The organism is Actinosynnema pretiosum (genome assembly GCF_002354875.1).
Classification (GTDB): Bacteria; Actinomycetota; Actinomycetes; order Mycobacteriales; family Pseudonocardiaceae; genus Actinosynnema; species Actinosynnema auranticum.
In genome coordinates this window covers 7901355-7917394 of sequence record NZ_CP023445.1, presented here as the reverse complement: position 1 = coordinate 7917394, position 16040 = coordinate 7901355, and the positions used below count along the sequence as shown (strand labels likewise).

At 75.0% G+C, this 16040-nt stretch carries 20 protein-coding genes; 12 read left to right on the top strand and 8 right to left on the bottom strand.

Annotated features, from left to right (window positions below; genetic code table 11):
- The first annotated feature begins 118 nt into the window (after positions 1-118).
- From CNX65_RS34090 to CNX65_RS36530, 3 genes are read left to right on the top strand one after another with little or no spacing between them, the layout of a single operon-like run.
- Positions 119-649: an ESX secretion-associated protein EspG gene (locus CNX65_RS34090; protein WP_096498136.1), complete on the top strand. Its 531-nt coding sequence runs from the start codon at positions 119-121 to the stop codon at positions 647-649.
- A gap of 9 nt (positions 650-658) precedes the next feature.
- A complete protein-coding gene (locus CNX65_RS34085; RefSeq protein WP_096497370.1) occupies positions 659-1825 on the top strand; it encodes a pyridoxal phosphate-dependent aminotransferase in 1167 nt (388 codons plus the stop codon).
- A 6-nt stretch (positions 1826-1831) separates the two neighbouring features.
- A complete protein-coding gene (locus CNX65_RS36530; RefSeq protein ID WP_177154563.1) occupies positions 1832-1984 on the top strand; it encodes a hypothetical protein in 153 nt (50 codons plus the stop codon).
- 109 nt (positions 1985-2093) lie between these two features.
- On the opposite strand, the gene CNX65_RS34080 is transcribed toward CNX65_RS36530, so the two are convergent.
- On the bottom strand, positions 2094-2681 hold the full coding sequence (locus tag CNX65_RS34080) for an HAD family hydrolase (RefSeq protein ID WP_096497369.1): 588 nt from the start codon (positions 2679-2681) through the stop codon (positions 2094-2096).
- Between the two features lie 4 nt (positions 2682-2685).
- Positions 2686-3705: a threonine aldolase family protein gene (locus CNX65_RS34075; RefSeq protein ID WP_096497368.1), complete on the bottom strand. Its 1020-nt coding sequence runs from the start codon at positions 3703-3705 to the stop codon at positions 2686-2688.
- Between the two features lie 152 nt (positions 3706-3857).
- On the opposite strand from CNX65_RS34075, the gene CNX65_RS34070 reads away from it, so the two are divergent.
- Genes CNX65_RS34070 through purB form a run of 6 tightly spaced genes read left to right on the top strand, consistent with a single transcriptional unit; the run spans position 3858 to position 8639 of the window.
- A complete protein-coding gene (locus CNX65_RS34070; RefSeq protein WP_096497367.1) occupies positions 3858-4373 on the top strand; it encodes a SigE family RNA polymerase sigma factor in 516 nt (171 codons plus the stop codon).
- Positions 4374-4410: 37 nt separating this feature from the next.
- Positions 4411-5172: a hypothetical protein gene (locus tag CNX65_RS34065; RefSeq protein ID WP_096497366.1), complete on the top strand. Its 762-nt coding sequence runs from the start codon at positions 4411-4413 to the stop codon at positions 5170-5172.
- A gap of 55 nt (positions 5173-5227) precedes the next feature.
- Positions 5228-5818 carry a TetR/AcrR family transcriptional regulator gene (locus tag CNX65_RS34060; protein ID WP_096497365.1) on the top strand — a complete coding sequence of 197 codons (591 nt, stop codon included), beginning with the start codon at positions 5228-5230 and terminating at the stop codon, positions 5816-5818.
- 46 nt (positions 5819-5864) lie between these two features.
- Positions 5865-6392: an RNA polymerase sigma factor gene (locus tag CNX65_RS34055; RefSeq protein ID WP_096497364.1), complete on the top strand. Its 528-nt coding sequence runs from the start codon at positions 5865-5867 to the stop codon at positions 6390-6392.
- On the top strand, positions 6389-7195 hold the full coding sequence (locus tag CNX65_RS34050; RefSeq protein WP_096497363.1) for a hypothetical protein: 807 nt from the start codon (positions 6389-6391) through the stop codon (positions 7193-7195). Before CNX65_RS34055 ends, CNX65_RS34050 begins: the two co-directional genes overlap by 4 nt.
- A 13-nt stretch (positions 7196-7208) precedes the next feature.
- A complete protein-coding gene (gene purB, locus CNX65_RS34045) occupies positions 7209-8639 on the top strand; it encodes an adenylosuccinate lyase (protein ID WP_096497362.1) in 1431 nt (476 codons plus the stop codon).
- Positions 8640-8723: 84 nt separating this feature from the next.
- Here the strand turns inward: purB and CNX65_RS34040 are convergent, their stop codons facing one another.
- The 4 genes from CNX65_RS34040 to CNX65_RS34025 all read right to left on the bottom strand — a co-directional run bounded on the left by CNX65_RS34040 (position 8724) and on the right by CNX65_RS34025 (position 11768).
- On the bottom strand, positions 8724-9161 hold the full coding sequence (locus CNX65_RS34040; protein ID WP_157767957.1) for a hypothetical protein: 438 nt from the start codon (positions 9159-9161) through the stop codon (positions 8724-8726).
- 116 nt (positions 9162-9277) lie between these two features.
- Entirely contained in the window at positions 9278-10042 is a 765-nt protein-coding gene (locus CNX65_RS34035; protein ID WP_096497360.1) for an amino acid ABC transporter ATP-binding protein, read from the bottom strand.
- The gene (locus tag CNX65_RS34030; RefSeq protein WP_177154561.1) at positions 10039-10866 is read right to left on the bottom strand and encodes an amino acid ABC transporter permease; all 828 of its coding nucleotides are present in this window, start codon (positions 10864-10866) and stop codon (positions 10039-10041) included. Before CNX65_RS34030 ends, CNX65_RS34035 begins: the two co-directional genes overlap by 4 nt.
- Before the next feature lie 44 nt (positions 10867-10910).
- Positions 10911-11768 (bottom strand): ABC transporter substrate-binding protein, encoded by an 858-nt coding sequence (locus CNX65_RS34025; protein WP_096498134.1) that lies wholly within the window; start codon positions 11766-11768, stop codon positions 10911-10913.
- Positions 11769-11831: 63 nt separating this feature from the next.
- Between CNX65_RS34025 and CNX65_RS34020 the strand changes: the two genes are divergently transcribed.
- Complete coding sequence (locus tag CNX65_RS34020) at positions 11832-12719, top strand: phosphoribosylaminoimidazolesuccinocarboxamide synthase (protein ID WP_096497359.1); 888 nt, start codon at positions 11832-11834, stop codon at positions 12717-12719.
- A 117-nt stretch (positions 12720-12836) separates the two neighbouring features.
- Positions 12837-13532, top strand: a complete 696-nt coding sequence (locus tag CNX65_RS34015) for a DUF2334 domain-containing protein (protein WP_309142034.1) — start codon at positions 12837-12839, stop codon at positions 13530-13532.
- Here CNX65_RS34015 and CNX65_RS34010 read toward each other — a convergent pair.
- Together CNX65_RS34010 and CNX65_RS34005 are read right to left on the bottom strand one after the other, a co-directional pair.
- Positions 13503-14126, bottom strand: coding sequence for an MBL fold metallo-hydrolase (locus CNX65_RS34010; protein ID WP_096497358.1), 624 nt, complete (start codon positions 14124-14126; stop codon positions 13503-13505). The two genes, CNX65_RS34015 and CNX65_RS34010, sit on opposite strands and share 30 nt — an antisense overlap.
- 73 nt (positions 14127-14199) lie before the next feature.
- Positions 14200-15174 (bottom strand): NAD-dependent epimerase/dehydratase family protein, encoded by a 975-nt coding sequence (locus tag CNX65_RS34005; RefSeq protein WP_096497357.1) that lies wholly within the window; start codon positions 15172-15174, stop codon positions 14200-14202.
- A gap of 120 nt (positions 15175-15294) precedes the next feature.
- Between CNX65_RS34005 and CNX65_RS34000 the strand changes: the two genes are divergently transcribed.
- On the top strand, positions 15295-15837 hold the full coding sequence (locus tag CNX65_RS34000; RefSeq protein ID WP_096498132.1) for a hypothetical protein: 543 nt from the start codon (positions 15295-15297) through the stop codon (positions 15835-15837).
- Positions 15838-16040: the final 203 nt, after the last annotated feature.

Sequence of the window (16040 nt, the reverse complement as noted above, 5' to 3'; positions counted from 1 at the left end):
CCGGCACGCCCCGAGGCCGCCCCCGCACCCGCGCGGGCGGCCTCGGGCGCGTCCGGGCCCGCCGCGTGGAACCCCGCCCCGCCCCACCGCGTCCTCCGTCGTGTCGATCCACCCACCGGTGACCGCGGCGACGCTCGCGGCCCCGGCCTTCCTGACCGCCTGGCGCAGCCTCGACCTCGGCGCGATGCCGCTCGTCCTGCACGTGCCGGGACCCCCGGCCCCCTGGTCCGACCTGGTCGCGGCCGGCCTGGCCCGCGCCACCGCCCTCGACCCGTGGCTGGCGGGCGCCTGCGCGCTGCTCGCCGCCCCGCCCCGCTCGGTCGACCTGCGCCTGGGCTACGGCAGCACCGCCGTGCGCGCCCTCGCCGCCCCGTCCGGCCCCGGCGCGCTCCGCGCCGTCCTCGCCGACCGCTCGGTCACCCTCGTCGAGCTGCCCTCCCCCGACCTGCCCGCCGCGCTGGCCGCCCTGCTCCCCGCGCACGACCGCGGCCGGATCGGCGCCCCTGGGCTGAGCGGTCGCATCGGGGCCGCCGCGCTCGACCAGGACGGCCGCAGGCGCCGCGCCGGGGACGTCGTCGACTTCCACGGCCCCGTCCACGCCGACGTGCTGCTCGCCCGCGCAGCCGCGCTGCTCAGCGGCCTCGCGTAGGTTGTCGCCATGCTCGGTGTCTCCACCAGGTCGGCCGTCCCCCCGTTCCGCGTGATGGAGGTGCTGTCCGCCGCGGCCGAGCGGCAGCGCGCCAAGGGGGACGTGGTCTCCCTCGCGGCGGGCCAGCCGTCGGGCCGCGCCCCGACCCCGGTGCTGGAGGCCGCCCGCCGCGCCCTGGTCGAGCAGCCCCTCGGCTACACCGAGCAGCTGGGCATCCCGGAGCTGCGCGAGGCCATCGCGGGCCACTACGACCACGAGCACGGCCTGGCCGTCTCCCCGGACGACGTCGTCGTCACCACCGGCTCCTCGGGCGCGTTCCTGCTGGCGTTCCTCGCCGCGTTCGACCCCGGCGACCGGGTCGCGCTGGCCCGCCCCGGCTACCCGGCCTACCGCAACATCCTGCGCGCGCTCGGCTGCGAGGTCGTGGAGCTCCAGTGCGGCCCGGACACCCGCTTCCAGCCCGCGGTCGACATGCTGGAGGGCCTGGACCTGAAGGGCCTGGTGCTGGCCAGCCCCGCGAACCCCACCGGCACGGTGCTGGCCGCGCCGGAGCTGGCCGCCCTCACCGGCTGGTGCGCCGAGCGCGGCGTGCGGCTGGTCAGCGACGAGATCTACCACGGCATCAGCTTCGGCGCGCCGCTCAGCTCCGCCTGGGAGACCTCCCGCGACGCGGTCGTGGTCAACTCCTTCTCCAAGGCGTTCGCGATGACCGGCTGGCGCCTGGGCTGGGCGCTCATGCCGCCGGACCTGCGGGCCGCCGCCGACCGGCTGACCGGCAACTTCACCCTGTGCCCGCCCGCGCTGCCGCAGCACGCCGCCGTCGCCGCGTTCACCCCCGAGTCCCGCGCCGAGATGGCGGGCCTGGTCGAGGGCTACCGGGTGAACCGCGACCTGCTGCTCAAGGGCCTGGCCGACCTCGGCATCACCCGCGTGGCCCCGGCGGACGGCGCGTTCTACGCCTACGCCGACGTCAGCCACCTCACCGACGACTCGACGGCGTTCTGCCGCAGGCTGCTCGACGACACGGGCGTGGCGATCGTGCCCGGCGCGGACTTCGACCCCGTGCTCGGCCACGAGCACGTGCGCTTCTCGTTCGCCTCGTCCCGCGAGGACGTCGAGGAGGCGCTGCGCCGGATCGGGGACTGGCTGGAACCCCAGGCCCCGCCCGCGCGTTGAACGGGCATGCTCAGGATCATCGCGGTGCTGCTGGCCCTCTGGCTGGTGCTCGCCGTGCTCGGCGCCCTGCTCAAGGGCGTGTTCTGGCTCGTGCTGATCGGCGGCACGGTCTTCCTCGGCCTCGCCGCCTACGGGGCGATCAAGTCCAACACCCGGTAGCGCGCCGCGCCGACGTGAGCTGACCTGCGGAAACGAGGTTCCGCAGGTCATCCCCGCGCGCCCGCGACCACACCGCCGGAGGCATCCGCGACCACACCGCCGGACGCGCCTACAGCACGCCCAGCCCCACCAGCCGCTCCCGCGCGTCGGCCACCCCGCGCCACAGCAGCCCCGACATCCCGGCCGCCACCGCGCCGTCCACGTTGACCTGCCGGTCGTCCAGGAACACGCAGTCCCCCGGCTCCGCGCCCAGCCGCTCCGCGAGCAGCCGCCACACCTCCGGGTCCGGCTTGATCACGCCCAGGTCCCCGGAGAACACCAGGTGCCGGAAGTGCCGGGTCCACGCCTGCCGCTCCACGGCCCGCCCGAACGACGACGCCGCGTTGGACAGCAGCGCCAGCGGGACCCCGGCCGCGGCCAGCTCCCCGATCAGCGCCACGCTCTCCTCGGACGGCCGCATCCACCCCGCCCGGTCGACCTCGGCCAGCCGCCCGGCCAGCTCCGGCCCCACGTCGACGCCCAGGTCGGCCCCCACGCGCGCCCAGTACGCCTCGTCGGGCAGCCCCCGGTCGTAGGCGTCCCGGTGCCGCCAGTACGCCTCGCCCACGTCGGCGACGCCGAGCAGCGCGGCCAGCCGGGGCAGTTCCTCGCTCGGGTGGCTGATGACCTCGCCGTAGTCGAACACGATCCAGCGCACGGCGTCAGCTCGCCGAGGAGATGCGGCGCAGGGCCTCGGCGACGGCCTCGGCGCCCACGTCGCGGTGGGTCACGAACCGGACCTTGCCCGACATCGTGCTGGCGTGCACCCCCAGGTGCCGCAGGCCGCTGAGGGTCACCTCCAGGTCGGGGACCTCGGCGAGCACGATGTTGGTCTCCGGCTCCACCACGTCCCAGCCCAGCTCGACCAGCCCGTCCGCGAGCGCCTTCGCGTTCACGTGGTCGGCCTCCAGGTCGTCGATCCGGTCCAGCCCGATCAGACCGGCGGCGGCCAGCACCCCGCCCTGCCGCACCCCGCCGCCCAGCATCTTGCGCAGCCGCCGCGCCTCCTGCACGAACGTGGTGGTCCCGGCGACCACCGACCCGACCGGCGCGCCCAGGCCCTTGCTCAGGCACACCTGCACGGTGTCCACGCCCACGGTCAGCGCCGCAGGCGGCAGCCCCAGCCGCACCGCCGCGTTCCACAGCCGCGCCCCGTCCAGGTGCACCCGCAGGCCGATGTCGCGGGCCGCCGACACGAGCAGCGCGTGCTCGTCCGGCGGCGTCACGGTCCCGCCCGCCGCGTTGTGCGTGTTCTCCAGGCACAGCAGCCGCGAGGTCAGCGTGTAGTAGGGGCCGGGCGAGCCCGCGGCGGCGCGCACCGACTCGGCCGTGACCCGTCCGGGGGCAACATCCCACTCCAACGGGTGAGGCATTCCGCCCGCGAGCCACGCCGCGGTGCCCAGCTCGGCGTCCAGCACGTGCGCGCCCCGCGCGGCCAGGAACCGGTCGCCCCGCCGCAGGTGCGCCATCAGCGCGATCAGGTTCCCCATGGACCCGGACGGCACCCACAGCGCCGCGTCCACGCCGAGCAGGTCCGCGACCCGCTCCTCCAGTCTGCGCATCGTGGGGTCCTGGTCGAGCACGTCGTCGCCCACTTCGGCGGCCGACATGGCCAGGCGCATCTTCTCGTCGGGCTGCGTCACGGTGTCCGAGCGGAGGTCGATCGGTGCGAGCTGGGTCACGAAAGGATCACATCACACCGGGCAAGCCCTGTCCCGACGGCCTCCTCGGTACCACGATGGAGGTGACGCACGTCTCCCGCGCGAGCCGTGCAACCACCAGGTGCCCCGGTTCCGTCCGGTAGGCGCAAGCACGACGAGCGGAGAGCGTCCGCGTGGACCAGCACGACGAGCAGGAGTTCGCGGAGTACTTCGCGGCTCGCCGGGAGGCCGTGCGCCGAACGGCGTTCCTGCTGTGCGGTGACTGGCACCGGGCGGACGACCTCGCCCAGACCGCGTTCGTCGCGCTGCACCGCAAGTGGCGCAAGATCCGGGACAGGGGCGCGCTCGACGCCTACGTCCGCCGCTGCGTGGTGCGCGCGGTGATCGACGAGTCCCGGCGGCCGTGGCGGCGGGAGCGGTTCGTGGACGCGGTCCCCGAGCGGCCCTCCACCGACGAGGTCGCCGAGTCGGTGGTCACCAGGGAGGCGCTCGTCGCGGGGCTCAAGCGGGTGCCGCCGAGGCAGCGGGCGGTGCTCGTGCTGCGGTTCCTGGAGGGCCTGGACGTCACGGCCGCCGCCGAGGCGCTGGGCTGCACCGAGGGCACCGTCAAGAGCCAGACCGCGCGGGGTCTCACGGCGCTGCGCGACGCGCTGGGCGACGCGCTCGACGACCTGAGGTCGGCGTCCTGAACGGGAACGGCAGGAACGGGAACGGGAGGTGGGGGTAGTGGACGAGCGGAAGCTCGCGGAGGCGTTCCGCGACGCGGCTGACGGGGCCCCGGCGCCCGCGTTCGACCTGGACTCGGTGCGCTCGGCGTCCAAGCGGGCCACCCTGCGCAGGCGCTCCGCGCTCGCCGCCGGGTCGACGCTGGCCGTCGTGCTGCTCGCGGGCGGTGTCGCGGCGGGCGGGCTGCTGCCGGTCGGCGGCCCCGAGCGGGCCTCGTCGGCGCTGGAGAGCCAGGCGCCCGCGACCCTGGACATGGAGGCCGCCACCGCCGAACCCCGCGTGCTGGGCACCGAGGACGGCCCGCGCGGCGAAGCGGGGGAGCCCACCGGCGGCCAACCCCCCAAGAGCATCCCCGGTGACCCGTCCGAGCAGGGGGACGAACCACCGGGGAGCGCCGACCCCACGGTCGGCGGCACCCCCAGCGGGTGCGGAGCGGCCGACCGGGAGCTCGCTGTCGCCCTCGCCGGCGAACTCCCGGTCGCCCGCGACCTCGTGCCCACCGGGGTCACCGGCTGCCCGGCGGGCGCGCGCGGCGCGAGCTACCTGGTCAGGGCGGGCGCCGACTACGCGACGGTGTCCGTCGTGCTGGTCCCCGCCGGGGTGCGCGCGAGCCTGGCCACCGACCTGCGCCGCGAGGCCGTGGCCACCACCGCCTCCGGGGAGAGCGTCCACGTCCTGAGCGAACCCGCGGCGGGCGCCACCACCGCCCCCTACGCCGCCGACCTGCCAGGGCTGGCCCAGGCGATCGCGGCCGGGCGGTGAACCGGCGCGGCGGGCGCGTCCCACCGGCGACCCGCCGCCGGGTACCTTCCCCCGAATGACAGCCGCCGCGACACCCAAGGGCGTCCGCCGCCGCCAGGCGCTGGTGGAGGCCGCCGCGGAGCTGCTCGTGGAGGGCGGGTTCGCCGCGCTGCGCCACCGGGCCGTCGCCGAGCGCGCGGGCCTGCCGCTGGCCTCCACCACCTACTACTTCGACTCGATCGACGACCTGGTCACCGCCGCGCTGGAGCACCACGGCGACCTGGAGCTGGCGCGCGGCAAGGCCCGGCTGGACGAGCTCGACCCCGACGACTGCGACGGCGAGACCGTCACCGACCTCGTCCTGGAGCTCCTGCTCGGCCCACCGGGCGGCGAGCACGACGCCGAGGCCGTCGTGCTGCGCTACGAGCGCCTCATCGCCACCGGCCGCCGCCCCTACCTGCGCCCGCTCATGCACCGGCAGAAGAGCGCGCTGCACGCCCTCATCCTCGACATCTTCGCCCGAGCGGGCAGGCGGGTCGGGCCCGAGCGCGTCGAGGAGCTGATCGCCCTCGTCGACGGGACCGTCGTCAACGCCCTCATCGAGGTCGACCCGGACCCCAGGGGCGTCGCGAGGAAGATGCTCTCCCGCGCCCTGCAACCCCGCTGACCCCCCGCGCGTGTAGTCCCAGGGGAGGGGCGGAAGGGGACTTCTGATGGGCAAGGCGGACGAGCAGGCGTTCCGCGACTTCGCCGAGCGGCAGGCGGGCGCGCTGCGGCGCACCGCCTACCTGTTCTGCGGCGACTGGCACACGGCGGAGGACCTGATGCAGGCCACCCTGCTCAAGCTCTACCAGGCGTGGCACCGGGTCGAGTGGCGCGACAACGCCAACGCCTACGCCCGCAAGGTCCTGCTGCGCACCTGGCTGGACGAGCGGCGCCGACCGTGGCGCAGGGCCGAGCAGCGGGACGGGGAGCTCCCGGAGGTCGCGGACGCGGCAGCCGACCCCGACCTGGCGGGGGAGCGGTTGTGGGCGAGGGACCTGGTGCACGCGGGCCTGCTGCGCGTGCCGCCGAGACAGCGGGCGGTCCTCGTGCTGAGGTACTTCGAGGACCTGCCGGTGAGCGAGGTGGCCGTCGCGATGGGGTGCACCGAGGGGACGGTCAAGAGCCAGACGGCTCGTGGGCTGGTCGCGCTGCGCGCGGCCGTGGAAGCGGTGGAGGGGCGGGTGGTTGCGTCATGAGCGAGGCTGAACTGCGGGAGGGGTTGCTCGCCGCGCTGGGCGACGAGCCCCCGCTGGACTTCGACGCCGACGCGCTGATCAGGAAGGGCAGGCAGCGGCGCAAGCGCAGGCGCGCGCTGGCCGCCGTCGGCACGACCACGGCGCTGCTGCTGGTGACGGCCCTGTCGGTGCCGCTGGTGCTCGACCGGCTGCGCTCCGGCGCGGTGGACTCGGCCGCGTCGGGCCTGATCGTCACCGGGACCGCGGACCCCGGCGCGGTCTCGGCGGAGCCGTCCCCCACCGGGACGTCCGACGTGCCCCCCGGCTTCGAGGAGCTCGAGGGGTACAGCTACCCGGGGGCCTGGATCGCCTACTACTTCGAGTCCGTCTACCCCCACTACGGGACGCTGACCGTGGGCAAGCCCAAGGTCGTCGAGGACACCTACGCCCAGCTGGGCACTGAGCTGGGCCTGGCGGGCGTCCTCGTCCCGTACGGGACGGCGGACCGCGCCGGGCTGCTGCGCGTCGACGTCGGCGGCAAGGACTCCCCGCTGGCCCGGTCGTGCTCGGGCGAGCACCTGAGCTGCCGGGCCACGAGCACCCTGCCGGACGGCACCACCGTCGACGTCGCCGACGTCTACGCCGCCGAGGGCGTCCCGTCCGGCCTCGCGATCACCCACCACCGGGCGGACGGCACGGTCGTGCGCGTCCGGAACTTCGTCTACGACCCCGTCGCGCCCGATCAGCCCCCGCTCGACACGGGCAGCTACGACGCCATGCACGGCATCGCCACGGACGGGAACCTCAAGATCACCGCGGGCTGACTATCCTGACCGCGTGAGCAAGCCCCGCATCTCGAACGTCCTCGCAGGTCGCTACGCGTCAGCGGACCTGGTCCGGCTCTGGTCGGCCGAGCACAAGATCGTCCTGGAACGGCAGCTGTGGCTGGCCGTGCTCCGGGCGCAGGCCGAGCTGGGCGTCGAGGTGCCCGAGGACGCCGTCGCCGACTACGAGCGCGTGCTGGAGCAGGTCGACCTGGCCTCCATCGCCGACCGCGAGCGCGTGACCAGGCACGACGTGAAGGCCCGCATCGAGGAGTTCAACGCCCTCGCCGGTCACGAGCACGTGCACAAGGGCATGACCTCGCGCGACCTGACCGAGAACGTCGAGCAGCTCCAGGTGCTGCGCTCCCTGGAGCACGTGCGGGGCCGGGTGGCCGCCGTGCTGGCGCGCCTGGCCGGGCTCGCCGCCGAGCACACCGGCCTGGTCATGGCGGGCCGCTCGCACAACGTGGCCGCCCAGGCCACCACCCTCGGCAAGCGCTTCGCCACCGCCGCCGACGAGCTGCTCGTCGCGTTCCAGCGGGTCGACGAGCTGATCGCCCGCTACCCGCTGCGCGGCGTCAAGGGCCCGGTCGGCACCGCCCAGGACATGCTCGACCTGCTCGGCGGCGACCGCGAGCGGCTCGCCGACCTGGAGAGCGCCGTCGCCCGGCACCTCGGGTTCGAGCGGCTGTTCACCAGCGTCGGCCAGGTCTACCCGCGCTCGCTCGACTTCGACGTGCTCTCCAGCCTCGTGCAGGTGGCCGCCGCCCCGTCGTCGCTGGCCAAGACCATCCGGCTGATGGCGGGCCACGAGCTGGTCACCGAGGGCTTCAAGCCCGGCCAGGTCGGCTCCAGCGCCATGCCGCACAAGATGAACACCCGCTCGTGCGAGCGCGTCAACGGCCTGGCCGTGGTGCTGCGCGGCTACCTGTCCATGGTCGGCGAGCTGGCGGGCGACCAGTGGAACGAGGGCGACGTGTCGTGCTCGGTGGTGCGCCGCGTCGCGCTGCCCGACGCGTTCTTCGCGCTGGACGGCCTGCTGGAGACGTTCCTGACCGTGCTGGACGAGTTCGGCGCCTACCCGGCGGTGGTGCAGCGCGAGCTGGACCGCTACCTGCCGTTCCTGGCCACCACGAAGGTGCTGATGGCGTCGGTGCGCGCGGGCGTCGGCCGGGAGAGGGCCCACGAGGCGATCAAGGAGAACGCGGTCGCGGTCGCGCTGGCCATGCGCGAGCAGGGACTGGCCGAGAACGACCTGCTGGACCGGCTGGCCGCCGACGAGCGGGTCCCGCTGGACCGGGCCGGGCTGGACGCGCTGCTGGCCGACCGGCTCTCGTTCACCGGGGTGGCCGAGGACCAGGTCGCCAGGGTCGCCGAGGCGGTGGCCGCGCTGCTGGACAAGCACCCCGGCGCCGCCGACTACGCGCCCGCGCCGATCCTCTGAGCGCCTGAGCGCTTGGACTGCCCGAGCGCCCGCACGACCTGACACCGCCCGGCCGGGGACCTCCCCGGTCGGGCGGTCCCGCGCTCAGCCCTCCCAGCGCAGCCAGCCGCGCGGACCGGCCTGGCACACCAGCCTGCGGCCGGTCGGGTCCACCGCCGTCGTCCCGACCTCCGCGCACGGGAACCCGCCCAGCGCGATCTGGTCGTACCGCCGGGTGTCCTCGCGCGCGCTGGTCGTCGTCGTGGGCGCGGGCGCGCTGGCGGGCGGCGGGGCCGTCGTGGTCGGCGCGGGTGGTGGCGGCGGGGTGGTCGTGCCCGCCGCGGTCGGCCTCGCCGCGGTCGGCGCGGGCCGCACCGAGATGTCCACCTGCGGCACCAGCACCGTCGTCGGCGCGGGCTTGGCCGTCGTCGTGGTCGCGGCAGGCGCGGGCGCGGCCTGCGGCGAGCCGCAGGCGGTGAGCAGCGCGAGCAGCGCCGCTCCGGTCAGCGCCGCAGCGCGCGGGAGTGCTCTCCGGTCCACCACGACGAGCACACTAGGGGTGGCGACCCGCTGCTCCAAGCGGCGTATCCCGATCGGTCTAACGGCGGCGCGCCGCGCCCGAGGGCGGGACGCGCCCCCGGCGCGCCCCACCACCCGCGCTACAGCCGCCCCGCGTCCACGATCCGCCGCAGGAACAACCTGGTCCGCTCGTGCTCCGGCTCGCCGAGCACCTGCGCGGGCGGCCCCGACTCCAGCAGCCTGCCCCCGTCCAGGAAGCACACCCGGTCGGCGACCTGCCTGGCGAAGCCCATCTCGTGCGTGGCCATCAGGATCGTCGTGCCCTGCGCCGCCAGCTCCCGCACCAGCCCGAGCACCTCGCCCACCAGCTCCGGGTCCAGCGCGCTGGTGATCTCGTCCAGCAGCAGCAGCCTCGGCCCGTGCGCCAGCGCCCTGGCGATCGCCACCCGCTGCTGCTGCCCGCCCGACAACCGGTCCGGGTAGGACCCCGCCCGGTCGGCCAGCCCGACCCGCGCCAGCAGCTCGCGGGCGCGCTCCTCGGCCCGCGCGCGCGGCGCCCGGTGCACCACCCGCGACGCGAGCGTCACGTTGTCCAGCACCGACATGTGCGGGAACAGGTTGTAGGACTGGAACACCACGCCCATCCGCCGCCGCGCCACGTCCGCGTCGACCCTCGGGTCCGAGACGTCCTCGCCGTCGAGCAGCACCTGCCCGTCGTCCAGGTCCTCCAGCAGGTTCGCGCAGCGCAGCAGCGTCGACTTGCCCGAGCCGGACGAGCCGATCAGCACCACGACCTCGTGCTCGGCCACGTCCAGGTCGATCCCGTCGAGCACCCGCCGCCCGCCGTACTCCTTCACCACGTTCCGCAGCCCCAGCACGGGCTGCCCGGCCACCGGCCCGCTCATCGCGCCCCCTGCCGCTCGGCCGCCCGCCGCGCCACCGCGTCGGCCAGCCGCCCCGACGGGATCGCCAGCAGCACGAACAGCAGCGCCGCGACCACGTACGGGGTGAAGTTGAACGTCTTGGCCTGCACGATCTGCGCCGCCCGCACCGCGTCCACCGCGCCGAGCACCGAGATCAGCCCGCAGTCCTTCTGCAGCGCCACGAAGTCGTTGAGCAGCGCGGGCGTCACCCGCCGCACCGCCTGCGGCAGCACCACCAGCCGCAGCGTCCTGCGGTGGTCCAGCCCCAGCGAGCGGGCCGCCGCGATCTGCGACGGGTGGACCGACTCGATGCCCGCCCGGAACACCTCGGCCACGTACGCGCTGTACGTCAGCACCAGCGCGATCCCGCCCAGCACCACCGGGTCCGTCGGCACCCCGCCCAGCCGCAGCGCGGGCAGCCCGAACCCGACCAGGTACAGCAGGATGATCAGCGGCAGCCCCCGGAACAGGTCCACGTACCCGGTGGCCAGCGCCCGCAGCGGGAACCACACCGGCCCGCGCAGCGTGCGCAGCCCGGCCAGCAGCACCGCCAGCACCAGCACGCACGCCGCGCACACCAGCAGCACGCGCAGGTTCAGCCACAGCCCGTCCAGCACGGCGGGCAGCGCGTCCCACGCCACCTCCGCGCTGAGGAACGACTCCCGCACCCTGGGCCAGCCGGGCGCCCCGGTCACCGTGAACCAGGCCGCCGCGGCGAACACCAGGGTCGACGCCAGCGCGACGGCCGTCGACCGCCTGGCCCGCGAGCGCCGGTACGCCAGCCGCTCCCGGTGCAGCTCGCTCACCGGGAGCGGCCGACCCCCCTCGGGGCCGGCCACCAGCGGATCGCTCACTTCAGGACGGGCGCGTTGCCCGCGCTGGACAGCCACTCCTGGGCCAGCGCGTCGAGCGCGCCCCTGGAGCGCAGCGCCTCGACCGCCTGCGACACGCAGTTGGTCAGCGGGCTGCCCTTGTCCAGCACGGCGCCGAACTGCTCCGGCTTGCCGTCACCGGCCGGGACCTGCCCGACGATCTTCGCGTCGTCCAGCTCGGCCGAGGTGATGTAGAACGCGGTCGGCAGGTCCACCACCAGCGCTTGGACCTGCCCGGCGCGCAGCGCGGCCTTGGCGTCGTCGTTGGTGTTGTAGACCGACACCTGCTCCGAGGGCTGGAGCCGCTGCGCCGCGTCGTACGAGGTGGTGCCGACCTGCGCGCCGATCTTCACGCCGCGCAGCGCCTCCAGCGTCGTCACCGACGCCGCAGGGGAGCTGTCGAGCGCCACGACGGCCTGCGCCACGTCGTAGTAGGGCGCGGAGAAGTCCACGGCCTGCTTGCGCTCCTCGGTGATGGAGAACTGGTTCAGATCCAGGTCGTAGGTCTTCGCGCCGGGCTGGATCGCCGCGTTGAACGGCACCCGCACCCACTCCACGTCGGACTTGGCGTAGCCGAGCTCCTCGGCCAGCGCGTACGCGACGGCGGACTCGAAGCCCTTGCCGCTGGCCGGGTCGTCGTCGGAGAACCACGGCTCGTACGCGGGCTGGTCGGTGCCCACGGTCAGCTTGCCCGCCGTCAGGGTGGTCAGGTCCTCCTTCTTGCAGGAGGCCGGGCCCGAGGAGCCGGAGGGCGCGGGGGCGGACTGGTCGACGGGGGCGCACGCGGAGGCGGCGGCGATCGCGGCGGCGGCGATCAGCAGGGCGGGGTAGCGCATGGCGGTCATCATCCCCCGTACCGGGCGGATCGCTCACCTGCTGGGACAAGTACGCTGCTCCGCGTGCCGCAGCTCGCCGACTACCCCGTGATCGCCACCGGCAAGGTCCGCTCGGTCCACGCCGTGGACGACGAACTCCTGCTGTTCGTCGCGTCCGACCGGATCTCCGCCTACGACCACGTCCTGAGCACGCCCATCCCCGACAAGGGGCGGGTGCTCACGGCGATGAGCGTGTTCTGGTTCGACAAGCTCGCCGACCTGGCGCCGAACCACCTCGTCGCCTGGGACGACCCGCGCATCCCGGCCGAGGTCGCAGGCCGGGCGCTGCTGGTGAAGCGGCTGGACATGGTGCAGGTCGAGTGCGTCGCGCGCGGCTACCTCACCGGTTCCGGCATGGTCGAGTACCGGGAGACCGGGTCGGTGTGCGGCGTGCCGCTGCCCGAGGGGCTCGTCGAGGCCTCCGAGCTGGCCGAGCCGATCTTCACGCCTGCCACCAAGGCCGAGCTCGGCGCGCACGACGAGAACGTGAGCTTCGAGCACGTCGAGTCCGTCGTGGGCGGCGCGCTGGCCGAGGAGCTGCGCGCGCGGACCCTCCAGGTGTACTCGGCGGCCCGCGAGCACGCGCGCAGCCGCGGCGTGGTCCTGGCGGACACCAAGTTCGAGTTCGGCGTCGACCGCGCCGGGGCGCTGGTGCTGGCCGACGAGGTGCTCACCCCGGACTCGTCCCGCTACTGGCCCGCCGACTCCTACGAGGCAGGCCGGGTGCAGCCCTCGTTCGACAAGCAGTACGTGCGCGACTGGCTGACCTCGGCCGAGTCCGGCTGGGACCGCAAGTCGGACGCGCCGCCGCCCGCGCTGCCCGACGAGGTGGTGGCCGCGACCCGCGCCCGGTACGTCGAGGCGTACGAGCGGATCACCGGGCTGTCCTTCGCGGACTGGCCCTCGGCCTGAGCCTCCCCCGCTGAGCGCCCCGGCGCGGGCCCGGTTCTCCGGGGCCGCGCCGGAGCTGTTCCCGGCCCTCTCCCCCCGGGTTTCGCGGAATCCGCATCCCGCCTTCACCCCGCCGTGGTGCGCAGTACACGCCCGTGCGGCGCACTGGTGGGCATGGTCGCGCGCCTGGTGGTGTCGCTGTCGGGGATCGGGTCCGCGTCGGTGGGGCCGAGCTCGGAACTGGCCGGTGAGCTGGACCGCCGGGGTGTTCCGCTGTCGTTGCTCCTCGCGCCTGCGCACGTCCGGCGGGGCGAGGCGCTGGACTGGGTGCGGTCGCGGCTGGACGGGGGCGACGCGCTCGTCCAGCACGGGTTCGACCACCGCGACGACCCGTTCGCGCTGCGCAGGCGCGCGGAGTTCGCGGTGCTGCCCGCGCACGAGGCCGGGCTGCGGCTGGTGGCGGCCCGCGCCGCGTTCGCCCGGCACGGCCTGGCCACCGACGTGTTCGCGCCGCCGTCCTGGGTGGTCTCGCCCGGCGCGCTGCTCGCGCTGGCCAGGCACCGGTTCGCGGTGTGCGCCGACCTCGCGGGCGTGCGGGACCTGCGCACCGGCCGGCACGTGGAGAGCCGGGTGCGCGGTGGCGGCCCCAAGGGGCTGGCCGCCGCGCTGCGCCGGGGCGGGGTGGTGCGGATCGGCGTCGACGCGGCCGACCTGCCGGGGCTGCGCGGCGCGGTGCTCGGCGCCGTGGACGTCGTGCTGGCCCACGGCGCCGACCCGACGACCTACGCCGACCTGATGACCGGGTCAGACCTCGGTCGGCTCACCCGGCGCTAGCACCACCACCGACGTCCCGGCGGGGGCCGTGGACGTGAGCACGGTGTGGTGCAGGGTCGGGTCCGCGAGCACGGCCTGGTGGATCGGCACCGCGACGCGCGGGGCGATCGCGGCCAGGAAGTCGGCCGCCTCGGACAGCTTCAGCCACGGGGCGGCGGCGGGCAGGCCCAGCACGTCCACGGGCTCGCCGGGCAGGGCGAGCGAGTCGCCGGGGTGGTAGAAGCCGTCGACCAGGTAGCCGACGTTCGGCGGCAGCGGGATCGCGGGGTGGACCTCCTCGTGCGCCGCGGCCAGCACCCGCACGCGCGCGCCGCCCAGCTCCAGCTCCGCGCCGGGTTCGGCGGTCGTCGCGCCCAGGTCCGGGTGCTGCGCGGCGGAACCGGGGTCGAGCACCAGGGTCGCGCCGGGGTTGGCCGCGAGCAGCGCGGGCAGCCGCGCCGGGTCGAGGTGGTCGGGGTGCTGGTGGGTGACCAGCACCGCGTCCAGCCCGGTGAGCCGCTCGAACCCGGCCGAGTAGGCGCCGGGGTCGAACAGCAGGCGAGCCCCGCCCGCCTCCACGAGCAGGCAGGACTGGCCGAAGTGGGTGATCCTCACGCGGTTCTCCTAGGTCGGTGCCCCCTGCTCCCCGTTCTACCCCCGGAGCCGCGCGGCCTGCCCGGCGCGCCGGTCAGCCCAGCTCGTCGAGCAGCGCCTCCTCGGTGGCGGCGTCCAGCCCGGCCCGGCGCGGCCGGTCGAGCCCGAGCTCCCGCTCGTGCGCCAGCGCGTCCACGGCCGTCTCGGACACCGGCCGCACCCGCAGCCCGGCTTCGAGGGCGGGCCGGGGGTTGCGGAACATCATCGCCTCGAACCCCTCGGGCAGCCACAGCGGCAGCGAGCGCGGCCCGGCCCACGGCTGCACGCCGTGCCGGTCGAGCACGTCCACCGGCGCCCGCACCAGCTCGGTCCCGGAGGGCGCCACCGCGCCCGCGACCTCGCCGAGCAGCAGGCTCAGCGGCTCGGCCGGACCGACCCCGTCGTAGGTGCCGGTGATCCGCTGCTCGGCCGCGTCCACGACCCAGGCGGCGAGGTCGCGCACGTCCACGTGCTGCACGGGCTGCTCCGGCGCGTCGGGCACGACCACCCGGCCGCCGAGGGACATCCGGGCGGGCCAGTAGCCGAACCGGTCGCTGAGGTCGCCGGGCCCGGTGATCAGGCCCGCGCGCACCACGAACGCCCGGTCCTCCAGCGCGTCGCGCACGGCGTTCTCGGCGGCGACCTTCAACGCCCCGTACCGCTCGGGCGTGACGGGCGCGTCCGGGTCGTCCTCGACGGGCTCCAGCAGCTCGGTGCTCGTGGACGACGACGGGTCGGCGTAGACGGACCCGGTGGAGACGAAGGTCCAGTGCCCGGCGTCGTCGCCGAGCACCCGCAGGGCCTCCCGCACCCACCCCACGGACCGCGCGACGTCCACCACCGCGTCGAACCGCTCGCCCGCGAGCCCCCCGAGCCCGACCGCCCGGTCGACCTCGACGAGCGAGGCCCCGCCGGGCACACCCCCGGAGACCCCGCGCGCCGCGCACACCACCTCGTGCCGCCGCCGCACGGCTTCGGCCGCGACCGCGCGACCGAGGAACACCGTCCCCCCGAGCACCAGTATCCGCATGGGGCCACCTTGCTCGCGCCCGAGCCGCACGGGCCAGCGACTCCGCCGACGGCGAACGGACGAACACACGTTCGGGTGGGCTTGATCGAGGGCTCACTCGATAGTGCCGATAACGCTCCGGTGAGCTTGCACGCTTTTGTCGACGAGAGCCGTCGGCGCGACACGTACTTCCTGGCCGCCGCAGTGATCGACCCCGGTGAGGTCGCCGTCCTGCGCAAGTTGCTCAGGGGACTGCTATTCGCGGGACAGCGGGAACTGCACTTCAAGAAGGAGAAGCCGGAGCGGCGCAAGGCGGTGCTCTCGAAGCTGGTCGAGTGCGGTCCCGTCGTCCACGTCTACCAGCGGGACTGTGCGGACAGTGAAGAGCGCGCCAGGCAGGCGTGCCTGGTCAGGATGCTCGACGACCTGCTCGACATGCGGTTGCGCCGTCTGGTCCTGGACAGCAGGGAGGAGCGGAACCTGCACGACGCCCAGACGATCCGGGCCGCGCTGGGCAAGCGGCCCAGCTACTCAGAGGTGGTCTACGAGCACATGGTCAGCACGCAGGAGCAGTTGCTGTGGATCGCGGACGTCGCCGCGTGGTGCGCTGGAGCGGGTGGTGATTGGGCGCACAGGGCACGACCTCTGATCGCGAAGACCGTCGTGCTGCCTGATTGGCCCTGAAAAGCGCGAAGCACGGCCGCCGACCGTCCGGACGGGGACCGTGCTCACTTCCTCGGCCTACGGGGCCTTGGCAGGATCAATGATAGCAAGCCGGACGGCCCCTGACAGCACCTTCCCACCCCCACGATCAGGTGAACCTGTGCCCCACGCCACCTGTGAACTCGATGAACACCCAGCTCAGGTACGGTTGCGCGGTACCGCAC

Bases quoted from the DNA above. Each gene is read 5' to 3' on its own strand.
- CNX65_RS36530 (WP_177154563.1), top strand. From the start codon at position 1,832: ATGCTCAGGATCATCGCGGTGCTGCTGGCCCTCTGGCTGGTGCTCGCC.
- CNX65_RS34055 (WP_096497364.1), top strand. From the start codon at position 5,865: ATGGGCAAGGCGGACGAGCAGGCGTTCCGCGACTTCGCCGAGCGGCAG.
- CNX65_RS34025 (WP_096498134.1), bottom strand. From the start codon at position 11,768: ATGCGCTACCCCGCCCTGCTGATCGCCGCCGCCGCGATCGCCGCCGCC.
- CNX65_RS34060 (WP_096497365.1), top strand. From the start codon at position 5,228: ATGACAGCCGCCGCGACACCCAAGGGCGTCCGCCGCCGCCAGGCGCTG.
- CNX65_RS34035 (WP_096497360.1), bottom strand. From the start codon at position 10,042: ATGAGCGGGCCGGTGGCCGGGCAGCCCGTGCTGGGGCTGCGGAACGTG.
- CNX65_RS34005 (WP_096497357.1), bottom strand. From the start codon at position 15,174: ATGCGGATACTGGTGCTCGGGGGGACGGTGTTCCTCGGTCGCGCGGTC.
- CNX65_RS34050 (WP_096497363.1), top strand. From the start codon at position 6,389: ATGAGCGAGGCTGAACTGCGGGAGGGGTTGCTCGCCGCGCTGGGCGAC.
- CNX65_RS34085 (WP_096497370.1), top strand. From the start codon at position 659: ATGCTCGGTGTCTCCACCAGGTCGGCCGTCCCCCCGTTCCGCGTGATG.